Below are 20,546 nucleotides of genomic sequence, written 5' to 3'. Positions count from 1 at the left end.
GGCTTCCTGGTCGGCCCGCAACTGAATCAGGTAGCCGGAGACAAAACGCGCGGCCAAGCCGAGCTCGCGCAGAATCTGCACCAGCAGCCAGGCGCTGTCACGGCAGGAACCCGAGCGTTTCTCCAGGGTTTCCTCGGGCGTTTGCACGCCAGGCTCCATACGCAACAGATAGGCGATGTCCGCCTGCAGGCGCTGGTTGATGGCCACCAGGAAATTATTGATCGGCTGCGCCTCGCCGAGCATCTCGCTGCGGGCTGCCGCCATCCATTCGCCCAGCAAGGGGCCGGGCTCGTCGGCCTTGAGATAAGCCGCCAGTTCATCGCTCAATTGCGCCGGATAAACGAATGGAAACTGCTCGGCGTACTTCTCGACGAAAAAGTCGAACGGATTGATCACCGTCATGTCCGCCACCAGGTCGACGGTGAACTCCAGGGTCGCGGATTTTTCCGGGAAGACAAAACGGCCGATGTAGTTGCCGTAAGGGTCTTGCTGCCAATTGATGAAGTGCTTGTGCGGGGTCACGCTCAGCGAATAAGACAAAATCGGCGTGCGCGCGTGGGGTGCCGGGCGCAGGCGCACCTCATGGGGCGACAAGCCAACCTGGCGATCATAGTGGTAGCTGGTCTTGTGGTGCAGCGCTATACGTATGGCCATTGACGTTGCCTTCCATGAAAATTGATGCGCTACGGCGGACATAGTCCCGCCGCCCCACTGAAAACGAACTTCTCGGCCGCAGAACTCATGCCCTAATGCATGCCACTTAAGCTCTGCCGCGCAGCCCATTACGGCCAGCGGCGCGCTTGCCTCCGGTTCATCCAACCGGCGCTCGCACCGGTCGCCATGATAGCGCTAGTGCACGATGTGGCCAGTGCAATTTTCAATTGTGCCCGGTGCCCGGCTAACAACGCGCGTATGACGTCTAGCCCGAGCAGGATGCATGCAGAGGGAGGGCCGTCCCTGCGGTGGGCTGCTGAGCGTCGGCGACGCTGAGCTGCAGCCCGCAACGGCGCAGGAGGCATGATCAGAGCGGGCCCGAAGCGGCCCAAGCCGTGCACATACAGCAAAAAGGCCAACCCTGTGAGGCTGGCCTTTTTGCTTGACTGCAGATGGTGCCCGAAGCCGGAATCGAACCGGCACGGGGTTACCCCCGAGGGATTTTAAGTCCCTTGCGTCTACCGATTTCGCCATTCGGGCGGTAGAGCTTTAGTGCAAGGCCTGGACTATATACAGCCCCATCGAGCCTCGCAAGGTTTCCTGTGCGCAATAAAAAACCTCGTAAATCAAGGATCTACGAGGTCTTTTTAATTGGAGGCTGAGGTCGGAATCGAACCGGCGTTCACGGATTTGCAATCCGGTGCATAACCACTCTGCTACTCAGCCTTGAAACTAAACGGACCGTGCTAGACGGTCCGTTGAAATTGGAGCGGGAAACGAGACTCGAACTCGCGACCCCGACCTTGGCAAGGTCGTGCTCTACCAACTGAGCTATTCCCGCTTGTCTTGTAGACGGGCGCCATTCTATATCTTCAAATCGCCCCGTCAAGCCCTTGATTCAAAAAAGCTTATTTCTTTTCAGTGGAAGTGCTGAGGTGCGGCCAGGCAGCCAGCAGATACTGCAGCATCGACCACAAGGTCAGGATGGCGGCAACGATCAGTAACCCATAGCCGAGTAGAACCCAGAATGTGAACAACGGAGGGTTGGCCAGCAGGATGATCAGGGCGACCATTTGTGCCGCGGTTTTCCATTTTGCCAGCTCGGACACGGCGACATGTGCACGTGCGCCCAGTTCGGCCATCCATTCGCGCAGGGCCGAGACGACAATTTCGCGGCCGATGATGATTGCGGCCGGCAACGTCAGCCACAGGTTGGCATGCTCGGCCACCAGCAAGACCAGTGCGACTGCGACCATCAGCTTGTCGGCGACCGGGTCGAGAAAGGCACCGAAGGGCGTGCTCTGCTCCCAGCGACGCGCCAGGAAGCCATCGAGCCAGTCAGTAACGGCGGCAATGGCGAAAACCGCACTGGCGGCCCAATAACTCCAGCTGAATGGCAGGTAGAACAGCAGGATAAAAATGGGGATCAGGGCAACGCGGAGCACGGTAAGCAGGTTAGGGATATTCATCGGCACAACTGGCTGCAAGGTGAGTCGGCATTCTACTCGCTGTGCAGTGCGGCATAAATCAGCTCTGCAAGCTTTTTACTGATTCCGGGCGCCTTGGCGATTTCTTCGCTGCTGGCCCGAGACAATTCCTGCAGGCCGCCGAAGTGATTGAGCAGCTCGCGACGCCGCTTCGGCCCTACCCCGGCGACCTCCTCCAGGCTCGAAGTGCGCCGGGCCTTGCCGCGCCGGGCGCGGTGTCCGGTGATGGCGAAGCGATGCGATTCGTCGCGAATCTGCTGGATCAGATGCAGCGCCGGCGAATTGCCTGGCAGGCTGAATTCATGGGCGGCGTCGTTGAGGTAGAGGGTTTCCAGCCCCGGCTTGCGCGTCGCCCCCTTGGCCACGCCAAGCAGGATCAGCTCGGGCACGGCCAACTCGTTCAGCACGTCTCGGGCCATGGCCAGTTGGCCCTTGCCGCCGTCGACCAGCAGGATATCCGGCAACTTGCCCTCGCCGTCCTTGATCTTGCTGAAACGCCGCGTCAGTGCCTGGTGCATCGCGGCGTAATCATCGCCGGCGGTGACGCCCTCGATATTGTAGCGACGGTAATCGGACTTCAGCGGGCCTTCCGGGCCGAATACCACGCAGGACGCCACCGTGGCCTCGCCGCTGGAATGGCTGATATCGAAACATTCGAGGCGCTGCGGCACCTCGTCCATGTCCAGTGCCTCGGCAAGGGCCTCGAAGCGGGCGGCCACATGCTGGCGGCTGGCAAGGCGAGCGCCGAGCGCTTGCTCGGCATTGGTCACTGCCAGTTGCTGCCAGCGCGCGCGGGTTCCACGTACCCGATAGCTGATACTCAACTCACCGCCACGCGACTCGCCGAGCGCGGCGATCAGGGTGGGGAAATCTTCATGCTGCGCGTTGACGATCAACTCGGCAGGCAGCTCGCGCTCCCGATTGCCCAGGTAGTACTGCGCCAGGAAGGCCAGCAGCACCTCGCTGACATCCTCCTCGATCGCCACTTGCGGGAAGAAGTTCTTGCTGCCGAGCACGCGACCGCCGCGCACGCTGATCAGGTGCACGCAGGCGCCACCCGGATTGACCATGGCGGCGACTATATCGACATCGCCGCTGCCGCCTTCCATGCTCTGCTGGTCTTGCACGCGGCGCAGCAGGGCCGTCTTGTCGCGCAATTCGGCGGCCCGCTCGAAATCCAGGGTCGCGGCGGCTTGCTGCATGGCGCTGGACAGTTCATCACCGAGCGCGTTGCTGCGCCCCTCGAGGAACATCACCGAGTGGCGTACGTCCTCGGCATATTCCGCCGGGTCGACCAGGCCGACGCACGGCCCCTTGCAGCGCTTGATCTGGTACTGCAGGCACGGCCGCGTACGATTCTTGAAATAGCTGTCTTCGCACTGGCGCACCAGGAAGGCCTTTTGCAGCAGGCCGAGGCTTTCGCGGATGGCTCCGGCGCTCGGGTAAGGACCGAAATAACGGCCCTTCTGCTTCTTCGCCCCGCGATGAATGCTTAGGCGCGGATATTCACCCTCCGATAAGAACACGTAGGGGTAGGACTTATCATCGCGCAGCAGGATGTTGTAAGGCGGTCGCCATTGCTTGATCAGCGTCTGCTCGAGCAGCAGGGCTTCGGTTTCGTTGGCGGTGATGGTGGTTTCGACCTGGGCGATTCGGCCGACCAGCGCTGCGGTCTTCGGCGCCAGGCCGCTCTTGCGAAAGTAGCTGGCCAGGCGCTTTTTCAGGTTTTTCGCCTTGCCGACGTAGAGCAGTTTGGTGTCCGCATCGAACATGCGGTAAACACCTGGGCGACTGCTGCAAGTGGCCAGGAAAGCGCTGGGGTCGAACAGAACGTTCACTTCAATCGCGGGTGTCTCAACTGTTGGCATCGACCATGCCATGGCGTACGGCGAGCAAGGCAAGCTCCACATCGCTGGTGATCGACAACTTCTCAAAGATTCGATAACGGTAAGTATTGACCGTTTTCGGCGACAGGCACAGCTTGTCGGAGATGCTCTGCACCTTCTGGCAGCCGGCGATCATCAGGGCGATCTGAATCTCGCGCTCGGAAAGCAAGTCGAAGGGCGAGTTATTGTTGTGCGGCTGAAACGACTTGAGCGCCAATTGCTGGGCGATTTGCGGGCTGATGTAGCGCTGCCCTGCGAACACCTGGCGAATGGCCTGGACCATCTCGGCCAGGGCCGCGCCCTTGGTCAGATAGCCAGCGGCGCCGGCCTGCAGCAGGCGCGTGGGAAACGGGTCTTCCTCGCAGGCGGTCACGGCGACGACTTTCATATCGGGATGACTGCGCAGGAGTTTGCGGGTCGCTTCGAGGCCGCCGATGCCGGGCATCTTCACGTCCATCAGGACCACGTCGGGCTTCAGCTCGCGGGCCTTGCTCAGCGACTCCTCGCCCGAGTCGGCCTGCCCTACGACTTGCAGGCCATCGATATCGGCCAGCATCCGGGTGATGCCTGTACGAACCAGATCGTGGTCATCGACCACTAGCACCCTTATCAAACGGACACCTCGTTATGTGTCAGCCGCTCAGCGCGGCGGCCTTGCAGGAAATTACCGCATCGAACGGCATAAAAATATACGAGGCTTAGCTTGGCGCATAACCGTCAAATAGCAAACGCCAAAGAGACTATATTGCTGATTCGATTGAAAATAGTTGGCGGAAGCGGTGAGATTCGAACTCACGGAAGAGTCTCCCCTTCGACGGTTTTCAAGACCGTTGCATTCAACCGCTCTGCCACGCTTCCGGCGTTGTGCGGGCGGCAATCTTACCGGAACGCAACACGCTGTCAAACTCTCTGGCTTGGCTGAGGCCAGGGCTCTGTTATGATCGAGCCTGACTTTGCTCACGGAACCATTAGCCTCTACAGGAGTGTCGCCATGCACGAACAAGAATACGCACTCAGCCACGCCCAGGTTGAGCAGCAAGAAGTCAGCCGCGTACTGCGCAATACGTATGGCCTGCTGGCCATCACCCTGGCCTTCAGCGGTTTGGTTGCCTTTATGGCGCAACGCGCCAACGTGCCTTACCCCAACTTTTTCGTGGTGCTGATCGGCTTCTACGGCCTGTTCTTCCTCACTGCCAAACTGCGTGATTCGTCCTGGGGCCTGCTCTCCACCCTCGCCCTGACCGGCTTCATGGGCTACACCCTGGGGCCGATCCTCAATCGCTACCTGGGTATGGCCAACGGCGCCGAAGTGGTCAGCTCGGCCTTCACCATGACGGCTCTGGTTTTCTGTGGCCTGTCCGCCTACGTGCTGATTTCGCGCAAGGACATGAGCTTCCTCAGCGGCTTCATCACCGCGGGCTTCTTCGTCCTGATCGGCGCCATGGTGGCGGGCTTCTTCTTCCAGATCAGCGGCCTGCAACTGGCGATCAGCGCCGGCTTCGTGCTGTTTTCCTCGGCCTGCATCCTGTTCCAGACCAGCGCCATCATCCACGGTGGCGAGCGCAACTACATCATGGCGACCATCAGCCTGTATGTCTCGATCTACAACCTGTTCATCAGCCTGCTGCAGATCATGGGCATCATGGGCAGCGACGACTGATCCCCGAGCTGCACCCGAAGCCCGCTTCGGCGGGCTTTTTCATGCGTGCGGCGAGCATCTTGCGCGCTCAGCCTTTATCATTGGGGCAGATTTCCCTGCCGGTTTCTCTATGAAATTCGCCATCGCCCTCTTCGCCCCACCGCATGCGCCCTCCTCCCGGCGCGCCCTGCGTTTCGCTCAGGCAGCCCTGGCCGGCGGCCATCAGATCGTGCGGCTGTTCTTCTATCAGGATGCGGTGCACAACGCCTCGAGCAATGTGGTCAGCGCCCAGGATGAGCTGGACACCCCTGCCGAATGGCGCGAACTGGTACGCCAGCAGCAGCTCGATGGCGTGGTATGCATTGCCGCAGCGCTGCGCCGTGGCATCCTCAATGAGCAGGAAGCGCAACGCTACGGGCGTAGCGCCGGCAATCTGGATGCTTGCTGGGATCTATCCGGGCTGGGCCAGCTGCATGAGGCGGCGCAAACCGCCGATCGGCTGATCTGCTTCGGAGGGCCTTGAAATGAGTAGATCCTTGCTGATCATCAGCCGCCAGTCGCCCTGGTCCGGGCCCAGCGCCCGCGAGGCGCTGGATGTTGCCCTGGCTGGCGGCGCATTCGACCTGCCCCTCGGCATGCTGTTTCTCGACGACGGCGTGCTGCAGTTGGCACCGGCACAACAGCCCGCCGCCGTGCAGCAGAAAGACCTCACTGCCAACCTGCAGGCGTTGCCACTGTTCGGCGTCGAATCACTTTATGCCTCGGCGCGCAGCCTGCAGGAGCGCGGCCTGGAGCCACAGGCGCTGACGCTGGCGGCCGAGGTGCTGGATGATGCCGCCCTGATCGCGCTTATCGACCGCTACGACCAGGTGATCACCCTCTGATGGCTACCTTGCATGTGTTATCCCATTCGCCGTTCAGCGACAGCCGGCTGAGCAGTTGCCTGCGCTTGCTCGGTCCTGCCGACGGCTTGCTGCTCTGCGGTGACGCGGTTTACGCCCTGCAACCCGGCACCGCCCAGTGCCAGGCCCTGGACCTGATGCCGGACGGTATCGGCCTGTTCGCCCTCGACGAAGACCTCGGCGCGCGCGCGCTGACCGCGCCGGCGCGGATCCAGGTGGTCGACTACCCGGGGTTCGTCGAACTCAGTTGCCGCTTCGACAAGGTCAACAGCTGGCTATGACGCATTTGATCGTTGCCGGCCGGCGCATCGAGCTGGACAAGGATGGTTACCTGCTTACTCTGGCCGATTGGTCGGAACCGGTGGCCGAGGCCCTGGCGCAACAGGAACAACTGATCCTGAGCGCCGAGCACTGGCAGATCCTGCGCTTGTTGCGGGCCTTCTACGCCGAGTTCCAGCTGTCGCCAGCCAACCGGCCGCTGATCAAATACGTGGCGCTCAAGCTGGGCCCGGAAAAGGGCAACAGCCTGCACCTCAATCTGCTGTTCAAAGGCGCTCCCGCCAAACTCGCCGCCAAGCTGGCGGGCCTGCCCAAACCGACGAATTGCCTATGAACCTTGTCACCCCAGCGGAACACCCTTTTGCCCAATTCGTGCGCATCCTCGGCAAAGGCAAGCGCGGCGCGCGCAACCTGAGCCGAGCAGAAGCCCGTGAAGCCATGGGCATGTTGCTCGACGGCAAGGTCGAGGACACCCAGCTCGGCGCCTTCCTGATGCTGCTCAGGCACAAAGAGGAAAGTGCCGAGGAGATGGCCGGCTTTGCCGAGGCGGTGCGCGAGCGCCTGCAGGCGCCGGCCATTGCGGTCGACCTGGACTGGCCCAGCTATGCCGGCAAGAAGCGTCATTTGCCCTGGTTTCTCCTCGCTGCCAAGGCCCTGGCCAACAGCGGCGTGCGCATCCTCCTGCATGGCGGCGGCGCGCACACCGCCGGGCGGCTGTACAGCGAGCAAGTGATCGGGCTTCTGCAGGTTCCACTGTGCCGCAGCTGGGCCGAGGTGGAGCATGCGTTGCAGGAGCAGCACCTGGCGTTTATCCCGCTGGGCGACTGGATGCCGCAACTGCAACGGATGATCGACCTGCGCAACATCCTCGGTTTGCGCTCGCCGATCCACTCGCTGACCCGCATCCTCAACCCCTTGTCGGCGCGCTGCGGCCTGCAGAGCATCTTTCACCCCGGTTACCAGGCGGTGCACCGCGAAGCCAGCCAATTGCTCGGCGACACCGCGCTGGTGATCAAGGGTGAAGGTGGCGAGGTGGAAATAAATCCGGACGCCACCAGCCATCTCTACGGCACGGCCAACGGCGAGAACTGGGACGAAGACTGGCCGCCACTGTCGGCGCAGCGCCACGTCAAGCCCGAGTCGCTGCAACCGGAGCACCTGCAGGCGTTCTGGCGCGGCGAAGTCGAGGACGCTTACGGCCGGCTCGCGGTAATGAGCAGCATGGCCGTGGCCCTGCGCGGCCTGGGCACCCCGCGCGAAGAGGCGTTCAAGCAGGCGCAGCTGCGCTGGGACGCCCGAAACATATCGGGATAATCGATTTTTAGAGGCAGCTTTTTCTACCTTTCAATCGAACCGCCGCCGTTAGACTGAACCCTGGGCGGTAAAGCCAAAGGAGTCGGGTAATGGGTTTGTTGATTGAGGGAAGCTGGCATGACCAGTGGTACGACACCGCGGCTGACGGCCGCTTCAAACGCGAGGATGCCCGGCGGCGCAACTGGATCACCGCCGACGGCAGCCCCGGGCCTAGCGGCGAAGGTGGTTTCAAGGCGCAAGCCGGTCGCTATCACCTGTATGTGTCCCTCGCCTGCCCCTGGGCCCACCGCACCCTGATCCTGCGTCGGCTCAAGGGCTTGCAGGATCTGGTCGGTGTGTCGGTGGTCAGCTGGCTGATGCTCGACGATGGCTGGACCTTCGACCCGGCCCATGGCTCCACGGGCGATGCGTTGGACGGCCTGGACTTTCTGCATCAGCGCTACACCGCCGATGACGCCAACTACACTGGCCGGGTGACCGTGCCGTTGTTGTGGGACAGGCAGCAACAGCGCATCGTCAGCAATGAGTCAGCGGAAATCATCCGCATGTTCAACTCGGCATTCGACGGGCTGACGGACAACCCCCTGGATTTCTATCCCGCAGCGCTGCGCGGCGAGATCGACGCACTCAATCGGCGCATCTATCCGGCGGTCAACAATGGCGTGTACCGCGCCGGTTTCGCCACCACCCAGGACGCCTACGAGGAAGCCTTCGGCGAGCTGTTCGCCGAACTGGATTGTCTGGATGCACACCTCGGCGAGCGCCGTTACCTGGCTGGCGAATACCTCAGCGAAGCCGATTGGCGCCTGTTCACCACCCTGGTTCGCTTCGATGCGGTGTACTACGGGCACTTCAAGTGCAACCTGCGGCGTATCGAGGACTACCCGAACCTGTCCAACTGGCTGCGCGAGCTGTACCAGTGGCCCGGGGTGGCGGCAACGGTGGATTTCGAACACGTCAAGGGCCATTACTACGCCAGTCATCGCACCATCAACCCGACCGGCATAGTGCCCAAGGGCCCGGCGCTGGACTTGTCCCGTGGGCATGATCGCGCGCGCCTGCCGGGCAACGGCGTCTTTACAAGGTAGGAGATCCCCCGTCGTCCACATGCCTCGCTGTCGCGCAGCGAACTGGAGGCAATGTGGGCACCTGTAGGAGCGGCTTTAGCCGCGAATTTTTCAATGCACAGCACAGCTTCGCAGCTAAAACGGAACGCCGCCCGGCCGCCCCTGCAGGGCTTGCTTCAAACCTCGGCCTGAGCGCCTTCGAACCAGGCCAGCTTGTCGCGCAGCTGCACCACCTCGCCGACTATGACCAGGGTCGGCGCGTGGACCTGATGCTCGGCGACCAGTTCCGGCAGGTTCGCCAGGGTGCCGGTGAACACCCGCTGGTTGCGCGTGGTGCCCTGCTGGATCAGCGCCGCCGGCGTGCTGGGCACACGGCCATGGGCGATCAATTGCTGGCAAATCAGCGGCAAGCCGACCAGGCCCATGTAGAACACCAGGGTCTGGCTGGGCGCCGCCAGTTCCGCCCAAGGCAGGTCGCAGCTGCCGTCCTTGAGGTGACCGGTGACGAAGCGTACCGACTGGGCATGATCGCGGTGGGTCAGCGGAATTCCCGCGTAAGCCGCGCAGCCGCTGGCCGCGGTGATGCCGGGCACGACCTGGAAGGGTATGCCGTGAGCCGCCAGCTCCTCGATCTCCTCGCCGCCACGGCCGAAGATAAACGGATCGCCGCCTTTCAGGCGCAACACCCGCTTGCCCTCTTTGGCCAGGCTGACCAGGCGCCGATTGATCTGATCCTGCGGCACGGCGTGCGCGGCGCGCTGCTTGCCGACATAGATGCGCTCGGCATCGCGACGGCACAACTCGATGATCGCCGGAGCGACCAGGCGATCGTAGAGCACCACATCGGCTTGCTGCATCAGGCGCAGGGCGCGAAACGTCAGCAGGTCCGGGTCGCCCGGGCCGGCGCCGACCAGATACACCTCGCCCAAGGCGCGCGGCAGGGCGCCGGCGACTTTCGCTTCGAGCAGGCGTTCGCCCTCATGCAACTTGCCGGCGAACACGCTTTCGGCAATTTGCCCCTGGAACACGTCCTCCCAGAACACCCGGCGTTGCTGGACATCGGGGAACAGGCCTTTGACTTGCTCGCGGAATTTCTTTGCCAAGCCGGCCAACTGACCATAGGTCGCCGGAATCCAGGTCTCGATCTTGGCCCGAATCAAGCGCGCCAATACCGGCGCGTCGCCGCCACTGGTAACGGCGACGATCAGTGGCGAGCGGTCGACGATAGCCGGGAAGATCACGCTGCACAGCTTGGGAGCATCGACAACATTGACCGGAATCCCCTGGGCCTGGGCCTGGGCGGATATCTGCGCATTCAGCGGCTCGTCGTCGGTGGCGGCAATGATCAACGCCACACCGCTCAAGTCTGCGGGCAGGTAGTTGCGCAGCAGTACCTCGCCGCCCCCCTGACCGACCAACTCGCGCAGATCCTCGCGCACCTCCGGCGCCACGACCCGCAACCTGGCACCGGCATCGGCCAGCAGCCGCGATTTGCGCAGGGCCACCTCGCCGCCACCGACCACCAGCACCAGGCGACCCTGCAATTTGTGGAACAGCGGAAGAAAGTCCATGGGCGTGATCCAAACGAGTGACAGTGGCTTGCCGTAGGGCGGGCTTCAGCCCACCCCACCAAGTTGCGCTTTAACCGATGACGTCGATACCGCCCATATAGGGCTTGAGCACCATGGGCACCCGAATGCTGCCATCGGCCTGCTGGTAATTTTCCAGCACCGCCACCAGGGTGCGGCCCACCGCCAGGCCGGAACCGTTGAGGGTGTGCAGCAGTTCCGGCTTGCCAGTTTCCGGGTTGCGATAACGAGCCTGCATGCGCCGCGCCTGGAAGTCGCCGCAATTGGAGCAGGAGGAGATTTCGCGGTACTTGTCCTGGCTCGGCACCCAGACTTCCAGATCGTAGGTCTTGGTCGCGCTGAAGCCCATGTCGCCGGTGCAGAGGGCGAGTACGCGGTATGGCAGCTCGAGCAGTTGCAGCACCTTCTCGGCGTTGCCGGTGAGCTCCTCCAGGGCCTGGAAGGAGGTGCCCGGCTCGACGATCTGCACCATCTCGACCTTGTCGAACTGATGCTGACGGATCATCCCGCGGGTGTCGCGACCGGACGAACCGGCTTCGCTGCGGAAACACGGGGTGTGGGCAACCAGCTTCAGCGGCAATTGCTTGGCATCGAGAATCTCGCCCGCAACGATATTGGTCAGCGACACTTCGGCAGTCGGAATCAGGTACAGATCGGCCTCATTCTCGCGACTGATCTTGAACAGGTCTTCCTCGAATTTGGGCAACTGGCCGGTGCCCTGCAACGCCGGCGCCTGAACCAGATAAGGCGTGTAAGCCTCCTCGTAGCCATGCTCGCTGATGTGCAGGTTGATCATGAACTGGGCCAGGGCGCGATGCAGGCGAGCGATCGGCCCGCGCAACAGGGCGAAACGCGCTCCAGACAGTTTGGCGGCGGTTTCGAAATCCAGCCAGCCGTGTCGTTCGCCCAGGCTGACGTGATCCTGGATGGGGAAATCGAAGGCCTTGGGTGAACCCCAGCGGCGCACCTCGACGTTGTCGTCTTCATCGTCGCCGACCGGCACCGACACATGTGGCAGGTTGGGCAGGTTCAGCAGCAGGTTGTCCAACTCGACCTGGATGGCATCCAGGTCCTGCTTGCCTTGCTCCAGCTCGCTGCCCATGCGATCGACATCCGCCAGCAGCGGCGCGATGTCTTCGCCGCGCTGCTTGGCCTGGCCGATGGCCTTGGAGCGACTGTTGCGCTCGGCTTGTAGCTGTTCGGTATGGGTCTGCACGGTCTTGCGCTGAGTTTCCAGCGCTTCAAAGCGCGCTACATCCAGTTGAAAGCCACGGGTGGCAAGACGCTGAGCCACATCGTGGAGTTGGCTGCGAACCAGTTTGGAGTCGAGCATGTCGGGTTCTCGTCGATCAGAGTTTGGTGAATGATAGGCCGGCCCAGGTCGCGAGCAGGCCGCCCAACACGCTCAGCGCCACATAGCCGAAGGCCGTTGGCGCCTGGCCGCTTTCCAGCAGGCGCAAGGTGTCGAGGGAAAAGGATGAAAAGGTGGTGAGGGCGCCCAGAAAGCCGACGATCAAGCCGGCGCGTAACTCCAGGGGGATTTCCGGGCGCAGCAGGAACAGCCCATACAGGTAACCGATCAGCAGGCAGCCGAGGATGTTTACCGCCAGGGTGGCGGTATAGAAATAGTGCGGCCAGTTCGCGTTGATCCAATTGCCGGTGGCGAAGCGCAACAGGGTTCCGCAGGCCCCGCCGGCAGCCACCGCGAAAACCACCGCGATCATGGTTTTCTCCGCTTGCGCGGGCTGGCTGCGTCCTGGCTGGCCAGGTGGGCCAGTTTGTCGCGGATTTTCTGCTCGAGGCCGCGCGGTACGGGTTGATAGTACTGACGCGCCGGCAGTTGCTCGGGGAAGTAATCTTCACCGGCGGCATAGGCCTCCGGCTCGTCATGGGCATAGCGGTATTCGTCGCCGTAGCCCAGTTCCTTCATCAACTTGGTCGGCGCATTGCGCAGGTGCAGTGGTACTTCCAGGGAGCCATGTTCGGCAGCATCGCGCATCGCCGCCTTGAACGCGCTATACACCGCGTTGCTCTTCGGTGCGCAGGCCAGGTAGACGATGGCCTGGGCCACGGCCAGTTCGCCTTCGGGGCTGCCCAGGCGTTCCTGCACGCCCCAGGCATCGAGGCACAGCGTCAGAGCGCGCGGGTCGGCGTTGCCGATGTCTTCGCTGGCCATGCGCACCACCCGGCGGGCGATGTACAGGGGGTCGCAACCGCCATCGAGCATGCGCGCGAACCAATAGAGCGCGCCGTCCGGGCTGGAGCCGCGCACCGACTTGTGCAGCGCGGAAATCTGGTCGTAGAAGGCTTCGCCGCCCTTGTCGAAGCGCCTGCGGCTGTCGCCGAGCAGGTCCAGCAACAGTTCGCTGCTGATGGTGCCGCCGTCCTCGGCCAGATCCGCGGCGTTTTCCAGGAAATTCAGCAAGCGCCGACCATCGCCATCAGCAGCGGCCAGGAGAATCTTGAAGCTTTCCTCCGGCAGGCTCAGCTGTCGTTCGCCGAGGCCTTTGGGATCAGCCAGGGCACGGCTCGCCAGCCTGCGCAGCGCCTCTTCATCGAGGCTTTTCAGGACATAGACGCGGGCTCGCGAAAGCAGCGCGTTATTCAGTTCGAACGAGGGATTTTCGGTGGTGGCGCCGATGAAGATCAGGGTGCCGTCTTCCACATAGGGCAGAAAAGCATCCTGCTGCGACTTGTTGAAGCGATGCACCTCGTCGACGAACAGGATGGTCCGGCGGCCATACTGGGCGGCGTGCTGTTGCGCGACCTCGACCGCCTGGCGGATCTCCTTCACGCCGGAGAGCACCGCGGAAATCGTCTCGAAGTGGGCATCGGTGACCTGAGCCAGCAAGCGCGCCAGGGTGGTCTTGCCCACGCCCGGCGGCCCCCAGAAGATCATCGAGTGCAGTGCGCCCTGCTCCAGCGCTTCGCGCAGCGGCTTGCCGCGTGCCAGCAGATGCTCCTGGCCGACGTACTCGTCCAGGCTGGCGGCACGCAAGCGCGCCGCCAGGGGCTGAGCGATGGGAGCATTACGAAACAGATCCATGGCGGCGAGCTACGACCTCTTACTCTTGAATGACATCCGCGCCTTCGGGGATCTCGAAGCTGAACAGGCTGTCGTCCACGGCTTCATTCATCTCCACGCCGAGGAACAGAATGTTGGTGCGCTGGCCGATGCTGTCGATCAGCTGCATGTCATTCAACACGCCGCTGCGAAACGACAGGCGCAGGCTGTCGAACAGCGTGTCTTTGGACTTCGGCTTGAGCATGAAATCGACCACGTTGCCGCCTTCCTGGTGGCTGATTGCGAAATTCTCGCGAATCTCGGAGACGTCGCCGGACAGCAGCAATGCCGGGGTATGGGTCAGGCGCTTGTCGAGGGTCTGAATAGTGACCTGCTCCAGATCCGGGTCATACAGCCAGACCTTCTCGCCGTTGGACACCAGCAACTGCTCCATGGGCGCGTCGGTGTGCCAGCGAAACAGCCCCGGGCGCTTGAGCACAAGCTGACCTGCGGTCTCCTGCAACTGCGCGCCACTGCCATCCAGGGTCAGTTGCGAAAAGCGGGCGCTGATGGTTTGCGCCTGGCTGAGCAATGCGGTCAGACGTTGTGCCGACGCATCCTCGTCCGCCAGGGCGGAAACGCTGGAAAGGCTTAAAGCTGCCAGCAACAGCATACGAATCAGGCGCATGGAACTCCTTATCACATTGATTTCTTGGCGTTAGTCACGAGTTGGGCCCGGCGCTATCACTTCGCGCGAGCCATTGGTGCTCATCGATGTCACCACACCAGCTATTTCCATCGCTTCGATCATCCGTGCCGCACGGTTGTAGCCGATCTTCAATTTGCGCTGTACGGCGGAAATCGAGGCCCGACGGCTTTCGGTGACGAAACGCACGGCTTCGTCATACAGCGGATCTTCTTCACTGCCTTCGCTGCCGCCCTCGCTGCTGCCGTCGAAGCCGCTGCCGGACTCCTCGACACCGGCGAGAATGTCTTCGATATAGTCCGGCGTGCCGCGCAGCTTCCAGGCCTCGACCACGCGGTGGACCTCTTCGTCGGAAACGAAGGCGCCGTGCACGCGAATCGGCAAGCCGGTGCCAGGCGGCAGGTAGAGCATGTCGCCGTGGCCGAGCAACTGTTCGGCGCCACCCTGGTCGAGAATGGTCCGCGAATCGATCTTGCTCGACACCTGGAAGGCCATGCGTGTCGGGATGTTGGCCTTGATCAGGCCGGTGATCACATCCACCGACGGTCGCTGGGTGGCGAGAATCAGGTGGATGCCGGCGGCGCGGGCCTTCTGCGCGATCCGCGCGATCAACTCTTCGACCTTCTTGCCGACGATCATCATCATGTCGGCAAACTCGTCCACCACCACCACGATGGTCGGCAGGGTTTTCAGCAGCGGCGCCTCGTCGTGCATGCTTTCGCGCTTGTACAACGGGTCCGGCAGGGGTTCGCCCGCCTCCTCGGCTTCCCTGACCTTGCGGTTGAAGCCAGCCAGGTTGCGTACGCCCAGCTTCGACATGAGCTTATAGCGCCGTTCCATTTCGGCGACGCTCCAGCGCAGGGCGTTGGCCGCCTCCTTCATGTCGGTGACCACCGGGCACAGCAGGTGCGGAATGCCCTCGTAGATCGACAGTTCGAGCATTTTCGGGTCGATCATGATCAAGCGCGCCTCTTCCGGCGTGGACTTGAACAGGATCGACAGGATCATCGCGTTGACCCCGACCGACTTACCCGAGCCGGTGGTGCCGGCGACCAGCAGGTGGGGCATTTTCGCCAGGTCGGTAATCACCGGGCGGCCACCGATGTCGTGGCCCAGGGCCAGGGTCACCGGGGACTTGGCGTCATCGTACTCGGGCGACGACAGCACCTCGGAAAAGCGCACGATCTGCCGGTCTTCGTTGGGCACCTCGATGCCCACGGTGGTTTTGCCGGGAATCACTTCGACCACACGCACACTGATGATCGCCATCGAGCGCGCCAGGTCCTTGGCCAGCCCGGAAATACGGCTGACCTTGACCCCGGCGGCGAGCTGGATCTCGAAGCGGGTGATCACCGGGCCCGGGTGCACCGACTCGACCATGACCTCGACGCCGAACTCCTTGAGCTTGATCTCGAGCAGTCGCGACATGGCCTCCAGCGACTCGGGGGAGAATTTCTTCTGCTTCTTCTCGGCGACATCGAGAATGGAAATCGGCGGCAAAGTACCTTCGACGGCGCTGTCGACGAACAGCGGCGCCTGCTTTTCTTTCTGTACGCGCTTGCTCGATTCGGCGGCCTTAGGCTCCGCCGGCGGGGTAATCACAGGCGCGGTGCGGCTTTCACGGGCGCTCATGTGTTTCGTCAGCGCTTCCTCACGTTCGAGCAGGCGCTCTTTGACTTTCGCCTGTTCGCGGCGGTCGTGCACCATCGGCGCCGCCACTTCGCTGACCCGCTCATCGACTTCGCGTAACTGGGCGACCAGTTGCTTGCGCTCGGTACGGGCGTTCCACCAGCGATTGACCAGGCTCTGGATCAGCTCGAGAAGATCCAGGGTGATCTTGCCGGTCAGGTCCATGACCTTGAACCAGGACAGGTCGCTGAACACGGTCAAGCCGAACAGGAACAGGGCAATGAACAGCAAGGTGCTGCCCTGCACGTTCAGTACATCCTCGGCCAGTTGGCCGAGGCTCTCGCCCAAAGCCCCGCCGGCAGAGGCCGGCATGCTCGCGCCCGGGTCGAAATGAATATCGGCCAGCGTTGCCCCGGACAGCACCAGGAACACCAGGCCGATCAAGCGCCAGGAGAACAGCCAGCCGCTCCACTGCCAGGGCTGGTGGCGGTCACGAAATACCTGCAGGGTCTTGACCCCAAGCAACAGGGGGAACACATAGGCGAAATAGCCCAAGGCCATGAACAGGATATCGGCGAACCAGGCGCCGGCACGGCCGGCAGCGTTCTGCACTTGGTCGATATTGCTGGTATGCGTCCAGCCCGGGTCGGCGGGATCATAGGTCAGCAACGCCATCCACAGATAAAGGCAGAGTGCGCCGAGCGCGATCAAGGCGCCCTCCTTCAACCTGTAGGGCAATTGCTGACGCCAGACCGGAGTCTGTGCTGTAGGGCTCGAATTCTTCAAAACGCATCTATTCCTGCGCCAGCGGCGCGCCGAATAATCGGTTAACGGCAAAAATTTTGACTATTGTACGGATTTACCCGGTTGATGCCACGCCAGACACTGGGGTGGCAACCCGCCTGGACGAAGCCCTCTGCGGCCGGCTCCCGTTCGCCCCCTGCTTCGGTGTAGCATAGCCGGCAAGATAATTACTTGCGGCTCAATTGGAGCACGCATTCTCTTTTGTGACAAAGGCTTATGAGGTGTTTCTATGAGCGAAGTCAAGCATTCACGCCTGATCATCCTGGGTTCCGGCCCTGCCGGCTACGCGGCAGCGGTATACGCCGCCCGAGCCAACCTGAAGCCCGTGGTGATCACCGGCATCCAGCCCGGCGGCCAGCTGACCACGACCACCGACGTGGACAACTGGCCAGGTGACGTCGAAGGCTTGACCGGCCCCGCGCTCATGGAACGCATGCAAAAACATGCCGAGCGCTTCGACACCGAGATCCTTTATGACCACATTCACACGGCCGAGTTGCAACAGCGTCCGTTCATCCTCAAAGGCGACAGCGGCACCTACAGCTGCGACGCACTGATCATCGCCACCGGCGCCTCCGCGCAGTACCTCGGCCTGCCGTCGGAAGAAGCCTTTGCCGGCAAAGGCGTGTCTGCCTGCGCCACCTGTGACGGCTTCTTCTACCGCAATCAGGTAGTCGCGGTGATTGGCGGTGGCAACACTGCCGTCGAGGAAGCGCTGTACCTGGCCAATATCGCCAAGGAAGTGCACCTGGTTCACCGGCGCGACAAGCTGCGCTCGGAAAAGATCCTGCAAGACAAGCTCTTCGACAAGGCCGCCAACGGCAACATTCACCTGCACTGGAACCACACCCTGGACGAAGTGCTGGGCGATACCAGCGGCGTAACCGGCGTGCGCCTGAAAGACACCACCAATGGCTTCTCCAAGGAGCTGCCGCTGACGGGGGTGTTCATCGCCATCGGCCACAAGCCCAATACCGATCTGTTCCAGGGTCAGCTGGAAATGCGCGACGGTTATCTGCTGATCAGGGGCGGCAGCGAAGGCAATGCCACTGCGACCAGTATCGAGGGGGTGTTCGCCGCCGGCGACGTGGCCGACCACGTGTACCGCCAGGCAATCACCTCTGCCGGGGCCGGCTGCATGGCCGCACTGGATGTCGAAAAGTTCCTCGACGACCATTGAGCGCGCCCGGCAGTCAGCGGCTGTGAAATGTCGAGCGCCACAGCGGGCTACCTGCAAACGGACGCGGCAGCTGAGTGTTTCCTCTCCGCCGTCCAGCTCGGCTGGCAGTGCGAATGCCTGAGAACCTGATACCAGGCGCTGCGATGCGTGATGCCAGACCACGCATGGCCTGGAGCAACTATGCGGTATCAGGCCTCGGGCGTCGTAGGGGCCAACCGAGCCGCCCCGCCCTTCTCTCTTGCGGTTTCCTTGAATGCTGACCTGGTTGCAACGCGACTCCCTGAACTTCCCGCCATTGAGCAAAGCCCTGCGCGAGCCCAACGGCTTGCTGGCGGCCGGCGGCGACTTGAGTGCCGAGCGCCTGATAGCGGCCTACCGCCATGGTTGCTTCCCCTGGTTTCAGGACAATCAGCCGATTCTCTGGTGGTCGCCGGATCCGCGTACCGTGCTCTTCCCCGATGAGCTGCACGTCTCGCGCAGCCTGGCCAAGGTGCTGCGCCAGGCCCGCTACCAGGTGACCTTCGACCGAGCCTTTGCCAAGGTAATCCAGGCCTGCGCCGCGCCGCGCGACTATGCCGACGGCACCTGGATCACGACCCCGATGCAGCACGCCTACCTTGAACTGCATGGACGCGGCATTGCCCATTCGGCCGAAGTCTGGCTCGACGGCGAACTGGTCGGAGGGCTATATGGCCTAGCGATGGGCCGGTTGTTTTTCGGCGAATCCATGTTCAGCCGCGCCGACAACGCCTCGAAGGTCGGCTTTGTCACCCTGGTCGAACGACTCAAGGCCTGGGGCTTCGTGCTCATCGACTGCCAGATGCCCACGCAACACCTGCACAACTTTGGCGCCCGGCCGATTGCCCGTGCAGATTTCGCCGACTACCTCAAGCGTTATATCGACCAGCCCGACAAGGCGCCCTGGAGCGCCTAGGCGAGTCCGGCAGGGTGGCTTACACTTGTTCAAGGCATTACTCGAGAGTCGACCATGACCGAGCTGGCCCGCCTGAAGTTTTACGCCACCCAGCCTCATCCGTGCAGCTATCTGCCCGAAGAGCAGGCCACCACCCTGTTCCTCGACCCCAGCCAGCCAATGGATGTGGAGGTCTACGCCGAACTTTCGGAAATGGGCTTTCGCCGCAGTGGCGACCACCTCTACCGGCCCCACTGCCAGCGCTGCTCGGCCTGCGTGCCTGCGCGCATTCCCGTCAGCCTATTCAAACCCAATCGCCAGCAGCGACGTATCTTCAAGCGCAATCTCGATATCCAGGTCCGCGCAGTGCGCCCGGCGTTCACCGAGGAGTACTACAGCCTCTATGCGCGCTATATCGAGCAGCGCCATGCCGATGGCGACATGTACCCACCGAACCGCGAGCAGTTCTCCACTTTCCTGGTACGCGACCTGCCGTTTGCACGCTTCTACGAGTTTCGCCAGCACGGCCGACTGCTGGCGATCGCGGTCACCGACGTGCTGCCCAATGGGCTTTCTGCGGTTTACACCTTCTACGAGCCCAGCGAAGAGCGCCGCAGTCTCGGACGCTTCGCCATTCTGTGGCAAATCAAGGAGTCTGCGCGCCTTGGGCTGAATGCCCTGTACCTCGGTTATTGGATCAAAAACTGCCGAAAAATGAGCTACAAGACGCAATACCGCCCAATCGAGCTGTTCGTTAATCAGCGCTGGATCACTCTCACCTGAAGTCGCTTGGCGTGCACCATCCTTTTCGGGCACAATGCACGCCGCTTTTGCCTGGAGCCAGGTGCACCTGGCCATGGTCATACTTTGGATACCGAGGGCTTTACTGCATGTCGAAAGAAGACAGCTTCGAAATGGAAGGCACTGTCGTCGACACCCTGCCCAACACCATGTTCCGCGTGGAGTTGGAAAACGGGCACGTCGTTACCGCGCACATCTCTGGAAAGATGCGCAAAAACTATATCCGCATTCTGACTGGCGATAAGGTTCGCGTAGAGCTGACGCCTTATGACCTGAGCAAAGGTCGTATCACTTACCGCGCCCGCTGACAAATCGTTGAAAAACCGCTGCATTCGAGCGCAGGCAATGCACGGGAAGTTAAACGCGCGACAAGAAACGCGCCTGACTTGACTCCACCAGGAGCCTACCGGGCTTGAGATTGATCCTCAGCTAAAGTCCGACAGCCTCCAGGATGAAGTGAGCCAAACAGGCGGCGACCTTCGCTTGCTTGCCAGCTCTGCCCCGCCACTCATGAGGTTGTGAGCTATCGAACGTCGTCGCGAGTCCGCCCCAGGCGTTCGCAGCGCAACGTCAGCAGCGAACGACTGGAGGCGGTCGCAGTAGACGAGAATTTTTCACAAGTTCTGGGCCCTGGCCTTCGTGCACTCGGTTTTTCAAGGGCTCATAGAATCTGGCGCTCACAAAAACGCCCG

21 protein-coding genes and 4 tRNA genes are annotated in these 20,546 nt (G+C 62.2%); 11 read left to right on the top strand and 14 right to left on the bottom strand.

What is annotated here, in order from left to right; all coding sequences use genetic code 11:
- The 8 genes from ABZE94_RS10880 to ABZE94_RS10845 all read right to left on the bottom strand — a co-directional run.
- Window positions 1-654: transglutaminase N-terminal domain-containing protein (locus ABZE94_RS10880; RefSeq protein WP_372875536.1), on the bottom strand; the 654-nt coding region annotated here is incomplete at its 3' end.
- A 453-nt stretch (window positions 655-1,107) separates the two neighbouring features.
- Window positions 1,108-1,194: transfer RNA gene (locus ABZE94_RS10875), tRNA-Leu, on the bottom strand.
- A 112-nt stretch (window positions 1,195-1,306) separates the two neighbouring features.
- Window positions 1,307-1,380: transfer RNA gene (locus ABZE94_RS10870), tRNA-Cys, on the bottom strand.
- A 39-nt stretch (window positions 1,381-1,419) separates the two neighbouring features.
- Window positions 1,420-1,495 (bottom strand) — tRNA-Gly (locus ABZE94_RS10865).
- A 67-nt stretch (window positions 1,496-1,562) separates the two neighbouring features.
- Entirely contained in the window at window positions 1,563-2,123 is a 561-nt protein-coding gene (gene pgsA, locus ABZE94_RS10860; RefSeq protein WP_372875535.1) for a CDP-diacylglycerol--glycerol-3-phosphate 3-phosphatidyltransferase, read from the bottom strand.
- Between the two features lie 32 nt (window positions 2,124-2,155).
- Window positions 2,156-4,009 carry an excinuclease ABC subunit UvrC gene (gene uvrC, locus ABZE94_RS10855; protein WP_372875534.1) on the bottom strand — a complete coding sequence of 618 codons (1,854 nt, stop codon included), beginning with the start codon at window positions 4,007-4,009 and terminating at the stop codon, window positions 2,156-2,158.
- The gene (uvrY, locus tag ABZE94_RS10850) at window positions 3,996-4,640 is read right to left on the bottom strand and encodes a UvrY/SirA/GacA family response regulator transcription factor (RefSeq protein ID WP_372875533.1); all 645 of its coding nucleotides are present in this window, start codon (window positions 4,638-4,640) and stop codon (window positions 3,996-3,998) included. The genes uvrC and uvrY overlap by 14 nt, the downstream gene beginning before the upstream one ends.
- Before the next feature lie 155 nt (window positions 4,641-4,795).
- Window positions 4,796-4,885 (bottom strand) — tRNA-Ser (locus tag ABZE94_RS10845).
- Window positions 4,886-5,018: 133 nt separating this feature from the next.
- On the opposite strand from ABZE94_RS10845, the gene ABZE94_RS10840 reads away from it, so the two are divergent.
- The 7 genes from ABZE94_RS10840 to ABZE94_RS10810 all read left to right on the top strand — a co-directional run bounded on the left by ABZE94_RS10840 (window position 5,019) and on the right by ABZE94_RS10810 (window position 9,249).
- Complete coding sequence (locus tag ABZE94_RS10840) at window positions 5,019-5,687, top strand: Bax inhibitor-1/YccA family protein (RefSeq protein WP_372875532.1); 669 nt, start codon at window positions 5,019-5,021, stop codon at window positions 5,685-5,687.
- A gap of 109 nt (window positions 5,688-5,796) precedes the next feature.
- Window positions 5,797-6,189 (top strand): sulfurtransferase complex subunit TusD, encoded by a 393-nt coding sequence (gene tusD, locus ABZE94_RS10835; RefSeq protein ID WP_372875531.1) that lies wholly within the window; start codon window positions 5,797-5,799, stop codon window positions 6,187-6,189.
- A 1-nt stretch (window position 6,190) separates the two neighbouring features.
- Window positions 6,191-6,550 (top strand): sulfurtransferase complex subunit TusC, encoded by a 360-nt coding sequence (gene tusC / locus ABZE94_RS10830; protein ID WP_372875530.1) that lies wholly within the window; start codon window positions 6,191-6,193, stop codon window positions 6,548-6,550.
- A complete protein-coding gene (gene tusB, locus ABZE94_RS10825; protein ID WP_372875529.1) occupies window positions 6,550-6,849 on the top strand; it encodes a sulfurtransferase complex subunit TusB in 300 nt (99 codons plus the stop codon). Before tusC ends, tusB begins: the two co-directional genes overlap by 1 nt.
- The gene (locus ABZE94_RS10820; RefSeq protein WP_372875528.1) at window positions 6,846-7,181 is read left to right on the top strand and encodes a TusE/DsrC/DsvC family sulfur relay protein; all 336 of its coding nucleotides are present in this window, start codon (window positions 6,846-6,848) and stop codon (window positions 7,179-7,181) included. Before tusB ends, ABZE94_RS10820 begins: the two co-directional genes overlap by 4 nt.
- Window positions 7,178-8,161, top strand: a complete 984-nt coding sequence (locus tag ABZE94_RS10815) for a glycosyl transferase family protein (protein ID WP_372875527.1) — start codon at window positions 7,178-7,180, stop codon at window positions 8,159-8,161. Before ABZE94_RS10820 ends, ABZE94_RS10815 begins: the two co-directional genes overlap by 4 nt.
- An 89-nt stretch (window positions 8,162-8,250) precedes the next feature.
- Window positions 8,251-9,249, top strand: coding sequence for a glutathione S-transferase family protein (locus ABZE94_RS10810; RefSeq protein ID WP_372875526.1), 999 nt, complete (start codon window positions 8,251-8,253; stop codon window positions 9,247-9,249).
- 155 nt (window positions 9,250-9,404) lie between these two features.
- Here the strand turns inward: ABZE94_RS10810 and cysG are convergent, their stop codons facing one another.
- From cysG to ftsK, 6 genes are all read right to left on the bottom strand, one after another.
- Complete coding sequence (gene cysG / locus ABZE94_RS10805; RefSeq protein ID WP_372875525.1) at window positions 9,405-10,799, bottom strand: siroheme synthase CysG; 1,395 nt, start codon at window positions 10,797-10,799, stop codon at window positions 9,405-9,407.
- 70 nt (window positions 10,800-10,869) lie between these two features.
- Window positions 10,870-12,150, bottom strand: coding sequence for a serine--tRNA ligase (gene serS / locus ABZE94_RS10800; RefSeq protein WP_372875524.1), 1,281 nt, complete (start codon window positions 12,148-12,150; stop codon window positions 10,870-10,872).
- A gap of 16 nt (window positions 12,151-12,166) precedes the next feature.
- Entirely contained in the window at window positions 12,167-12,541 is a 375-nt protein-coding gene (crcB, locus tag ABZE94_RS10795; protein WP_372875523.1) for a fluoride efflux transporter CrcB, read from the bottom strand.
- Window positions 12,538-13,863, bottom strand: a complete 1,326-nt coding sequence (locus tag ABZE94_RS10790; RefSeq protein WP_372875522.1) for a replication-associated recombination protein A — start codon at window positions 13,861-13,863, stop codon at window positions 12,538-12,540. The genes crcB and ABZE94_RS10790 overlap by 4 nt, the downstream gene beginning before the upstream one ends.
- Before the next feature lie 19 nt (window positions 13,864-13,882).
- Complete coding sequence (gene lolA / locus ABZE94_RS10785) at window positions 13,883-14,509, bottom strand: outer membrane lipoprotein chaperone LolA (RefSeq protein WP_372875521.1); 627 nt, start codon at window positions 14,507-14,509, stop codon at window positions 13,883-13,885.
- Window positions 14,510-14,539: 30 nt separating this feature from the next.
- Window positions 14,540-16,942, bottom strand: a complete 2,403-nt coding sequence (ftsK, locus tag ABZE94_RS10780) for a DNA translocase FtsK (RefSeq protein WP_372875520.1) — start codon at window positions 16,940-16,942, stop codon at window positions 14,540-14,542.
- A gap of 247 nt (window positions 16,943-17,189) precedes the next feature.
- On the opposite strand from ftsK, the gene trxB reads away from it, so the two are divergent.
- The 4 genes from trxB to infA all read left to right on the top strand — a co-directional run bounded on the left by trxB (window position 17,190) and on the right by infA (window position 20,162).
- The gene (gene trxB, locus ABZE94_RS10775) at window positions 17,190-18,140 is read left to right on the top strand and encodes a thioredoxin-disulfide reductase (RefSeq protein WP_372875519.1); all 951 of its coding nucleotides are present in this window, start codon (window positions 17,190-17,192) and stop codon (window positions 18,138-18,140) included.
- A gap of 253 nt (window positions 18,141-18,393) precedes the next feature.
- Window positions 18,394-19,074 carry a leucyl/phenylalanyl-tRNA--protein transferase gene (gene aat, locus ABZE94_RS10770; RefSeq protein ID WP_372875518.1) on the top strand — a complete coding sequence of 227 codons (681 nt, stop codon included), beginning with the start codon at window positions 18,394-18,396 and terminating at the stop codon, window positions 19,072-19,074.
- A gap of 54 nt (window positions 19,075-19,128) precedes the next feature.
- Complete coding sequence (locus ABZE94_RS10765; RefSeq protein ID WP_372875517.1) at window positions 19,129-19,836, top strand: arginyltransferase; 708 nt, start codon at window positions 19,129-19,131, stop codon at window positions 19,834-19,836.
- 107 nt (window positions 19,837-19,943) lie between these two features.
- Window positions 19,944-20,162: a translation initiation factor IF-1 gene (infA, locus tag ABZE94_RS10760; RefSeq protein WP_002553999.1), complete on the top strand. Its 219-nt coding sequence runs from the start codon at window positions 19,944-19,946 to the stop codon at window positions 20,160-20,162.
- Window positions 20,163-20,546 lie beyond the last annotated feature (384 nt).

The sequence above is a fragment of the Pseudomonas sp. genome (genome assembly GCF_041601375.1).
In the GTDB taxonomy this organism is placed as follows: domain Bacteria; phylum Pseudomonadota; class Gammaproteobacteria; order Pseudomonadales; family Pseudomonadaceae; genus Aquipseudomonas.
The sequence above is the reverse complement of the archived record's forward strand: the minus strand, read 5'-3'. Positions and strand labels throughout refer to the sequence as shown.

What these genes read in the sequence shown, in the direction of transcription:
- serS (WP_372875524.1), bottom strand. Translation starts at nt 12,150, where the DNA reads ATGCTCGACTCCAAACTGGTTCGCAGCCAACTCCACGATGTGGCTCAG.
- ABZE94_RS10765 (WP_372875517.1), top strand. Translation starts at nt 19,129, where the DNA reads ATGACCGAGCTGGCCCGCCTGAAGTTTTACGCCACCCAGCCTCATCCG.
- lolA (WP_372875521.1), bottom strand. Translation starts at nt 14,509, where the DNA reads ATGCGCCTGATTCGTATGCTGTTGCTGGCAGCTTTAAGCCTTTCCAGC.
- trxB (WP_372875519.1), top strand. Translation starts at nt 17,190, where the DNA reads ATGAGCGAAGTCAAGCATTCACGCCTGATCATCCTGGGTTCCGGCCCT.
- aat (WP_372875518.1), top strand. Translation starts at nt 18,394, where the DNA reads ATGCTGACCTGGTTGCAACGCGACTCCCTGAACTTCCCGCCATTGAGC.
- ABZE94_RS10840 (WP_372875532.1), top strand. Translation starts at nt 5,019, where the DNA reads ATGCACGAACAAGAATACGCACTCAGCCACGCCCAGGTTGAGCAGCAA.
- tusC (WP_372875530.1), top strand. Translation starts at nt 6,191, where the DNA reads ATGAGTAGATCCTTGCTGATCATCAGCCGCCAGTCGCCCTGGTCCGGG.
- infA (WP_002553999.1), top strand. Translation starts at nt 19,944, where the DNA reads ATGTCGAAAGAAGACAGCTTCGAAATGGAAGGCACTGTCGTCGACACC.
- pgsA (WP_372875535.1), bottom strand. Translation starts at nt 2,123, where the DNA reads ATGAATATCCCTAACCTGCTTACCGTGCTCCGCGTTGCCCTGATCCCC.
- cysG (WP_372875525.1), bottom strand. Translation starts at nt 10,799, where the DNA reads ATGGACTTTCTTCCGCTGTTCCACAAATTGCAGGGTCGCCTGGTGCTG.
- tusB (WP_372875529.1), top strand. Translation starts at nt 6,550, where the DNA reads ATGGCTACCTTGCATGTGTTATCCCATTCGCCGTTCAGCGACAGCCGG.
- ABZE94_RS10815 (WP_372875527.1), top strand. Translation starts at nt 7,178, where the DNA reads ATGAACCTTGTCACCCCAGCGGAACACCCTTTTGCCCAATTCGTGCGC.
- tusD (WP_372875531.1), top strand. Translation starts at nt 5,797, where the DNA reads ATGAAATTCGCCATCGCCCTCTTCGCCCCACCGCATGCGCCCTCCTCC.
- ABZE94_RS10810 (WP_372875526.1), top strand. Translation starts at nt 8,251, where the DNA reads ATGGGTTTGTTGATTGAGGGAAGCTGGCATGACCAGTGGTACGACACC.
- ABZE94_RS10790 (WP_372875522.1), bottom strand. Translation starts at nt 13,863, where the DNA reads ATGGATCTGTTTCGTAATGCTCCCATCGCTCAGCCCCTGGCGGCGCGC.
- crcB (WP_372875523.1), bottom strand. Translation starts at nt 12,541, where the DNA reads ATGATCGCGGTGGTTTTCGCGGTGGCTGCCGGCGGGGCCTGCGGAACC.
- ABZE94_RS10820 (WP_372875528.1), top strand. Translation starts at nt 6,846, where the DNA reads ATGACGCATTTGATCGTTGCCGGCCGGCGCATCGAGCTGGACAAGGAT.
- uvrC (WP_372875534.1), bottom strand. Translation starts at nt 4,009, where the DNA reads ATGCCAACAGTTGAGACACCCGCGATTGAAGTGAACGTTCTGTTCGAC.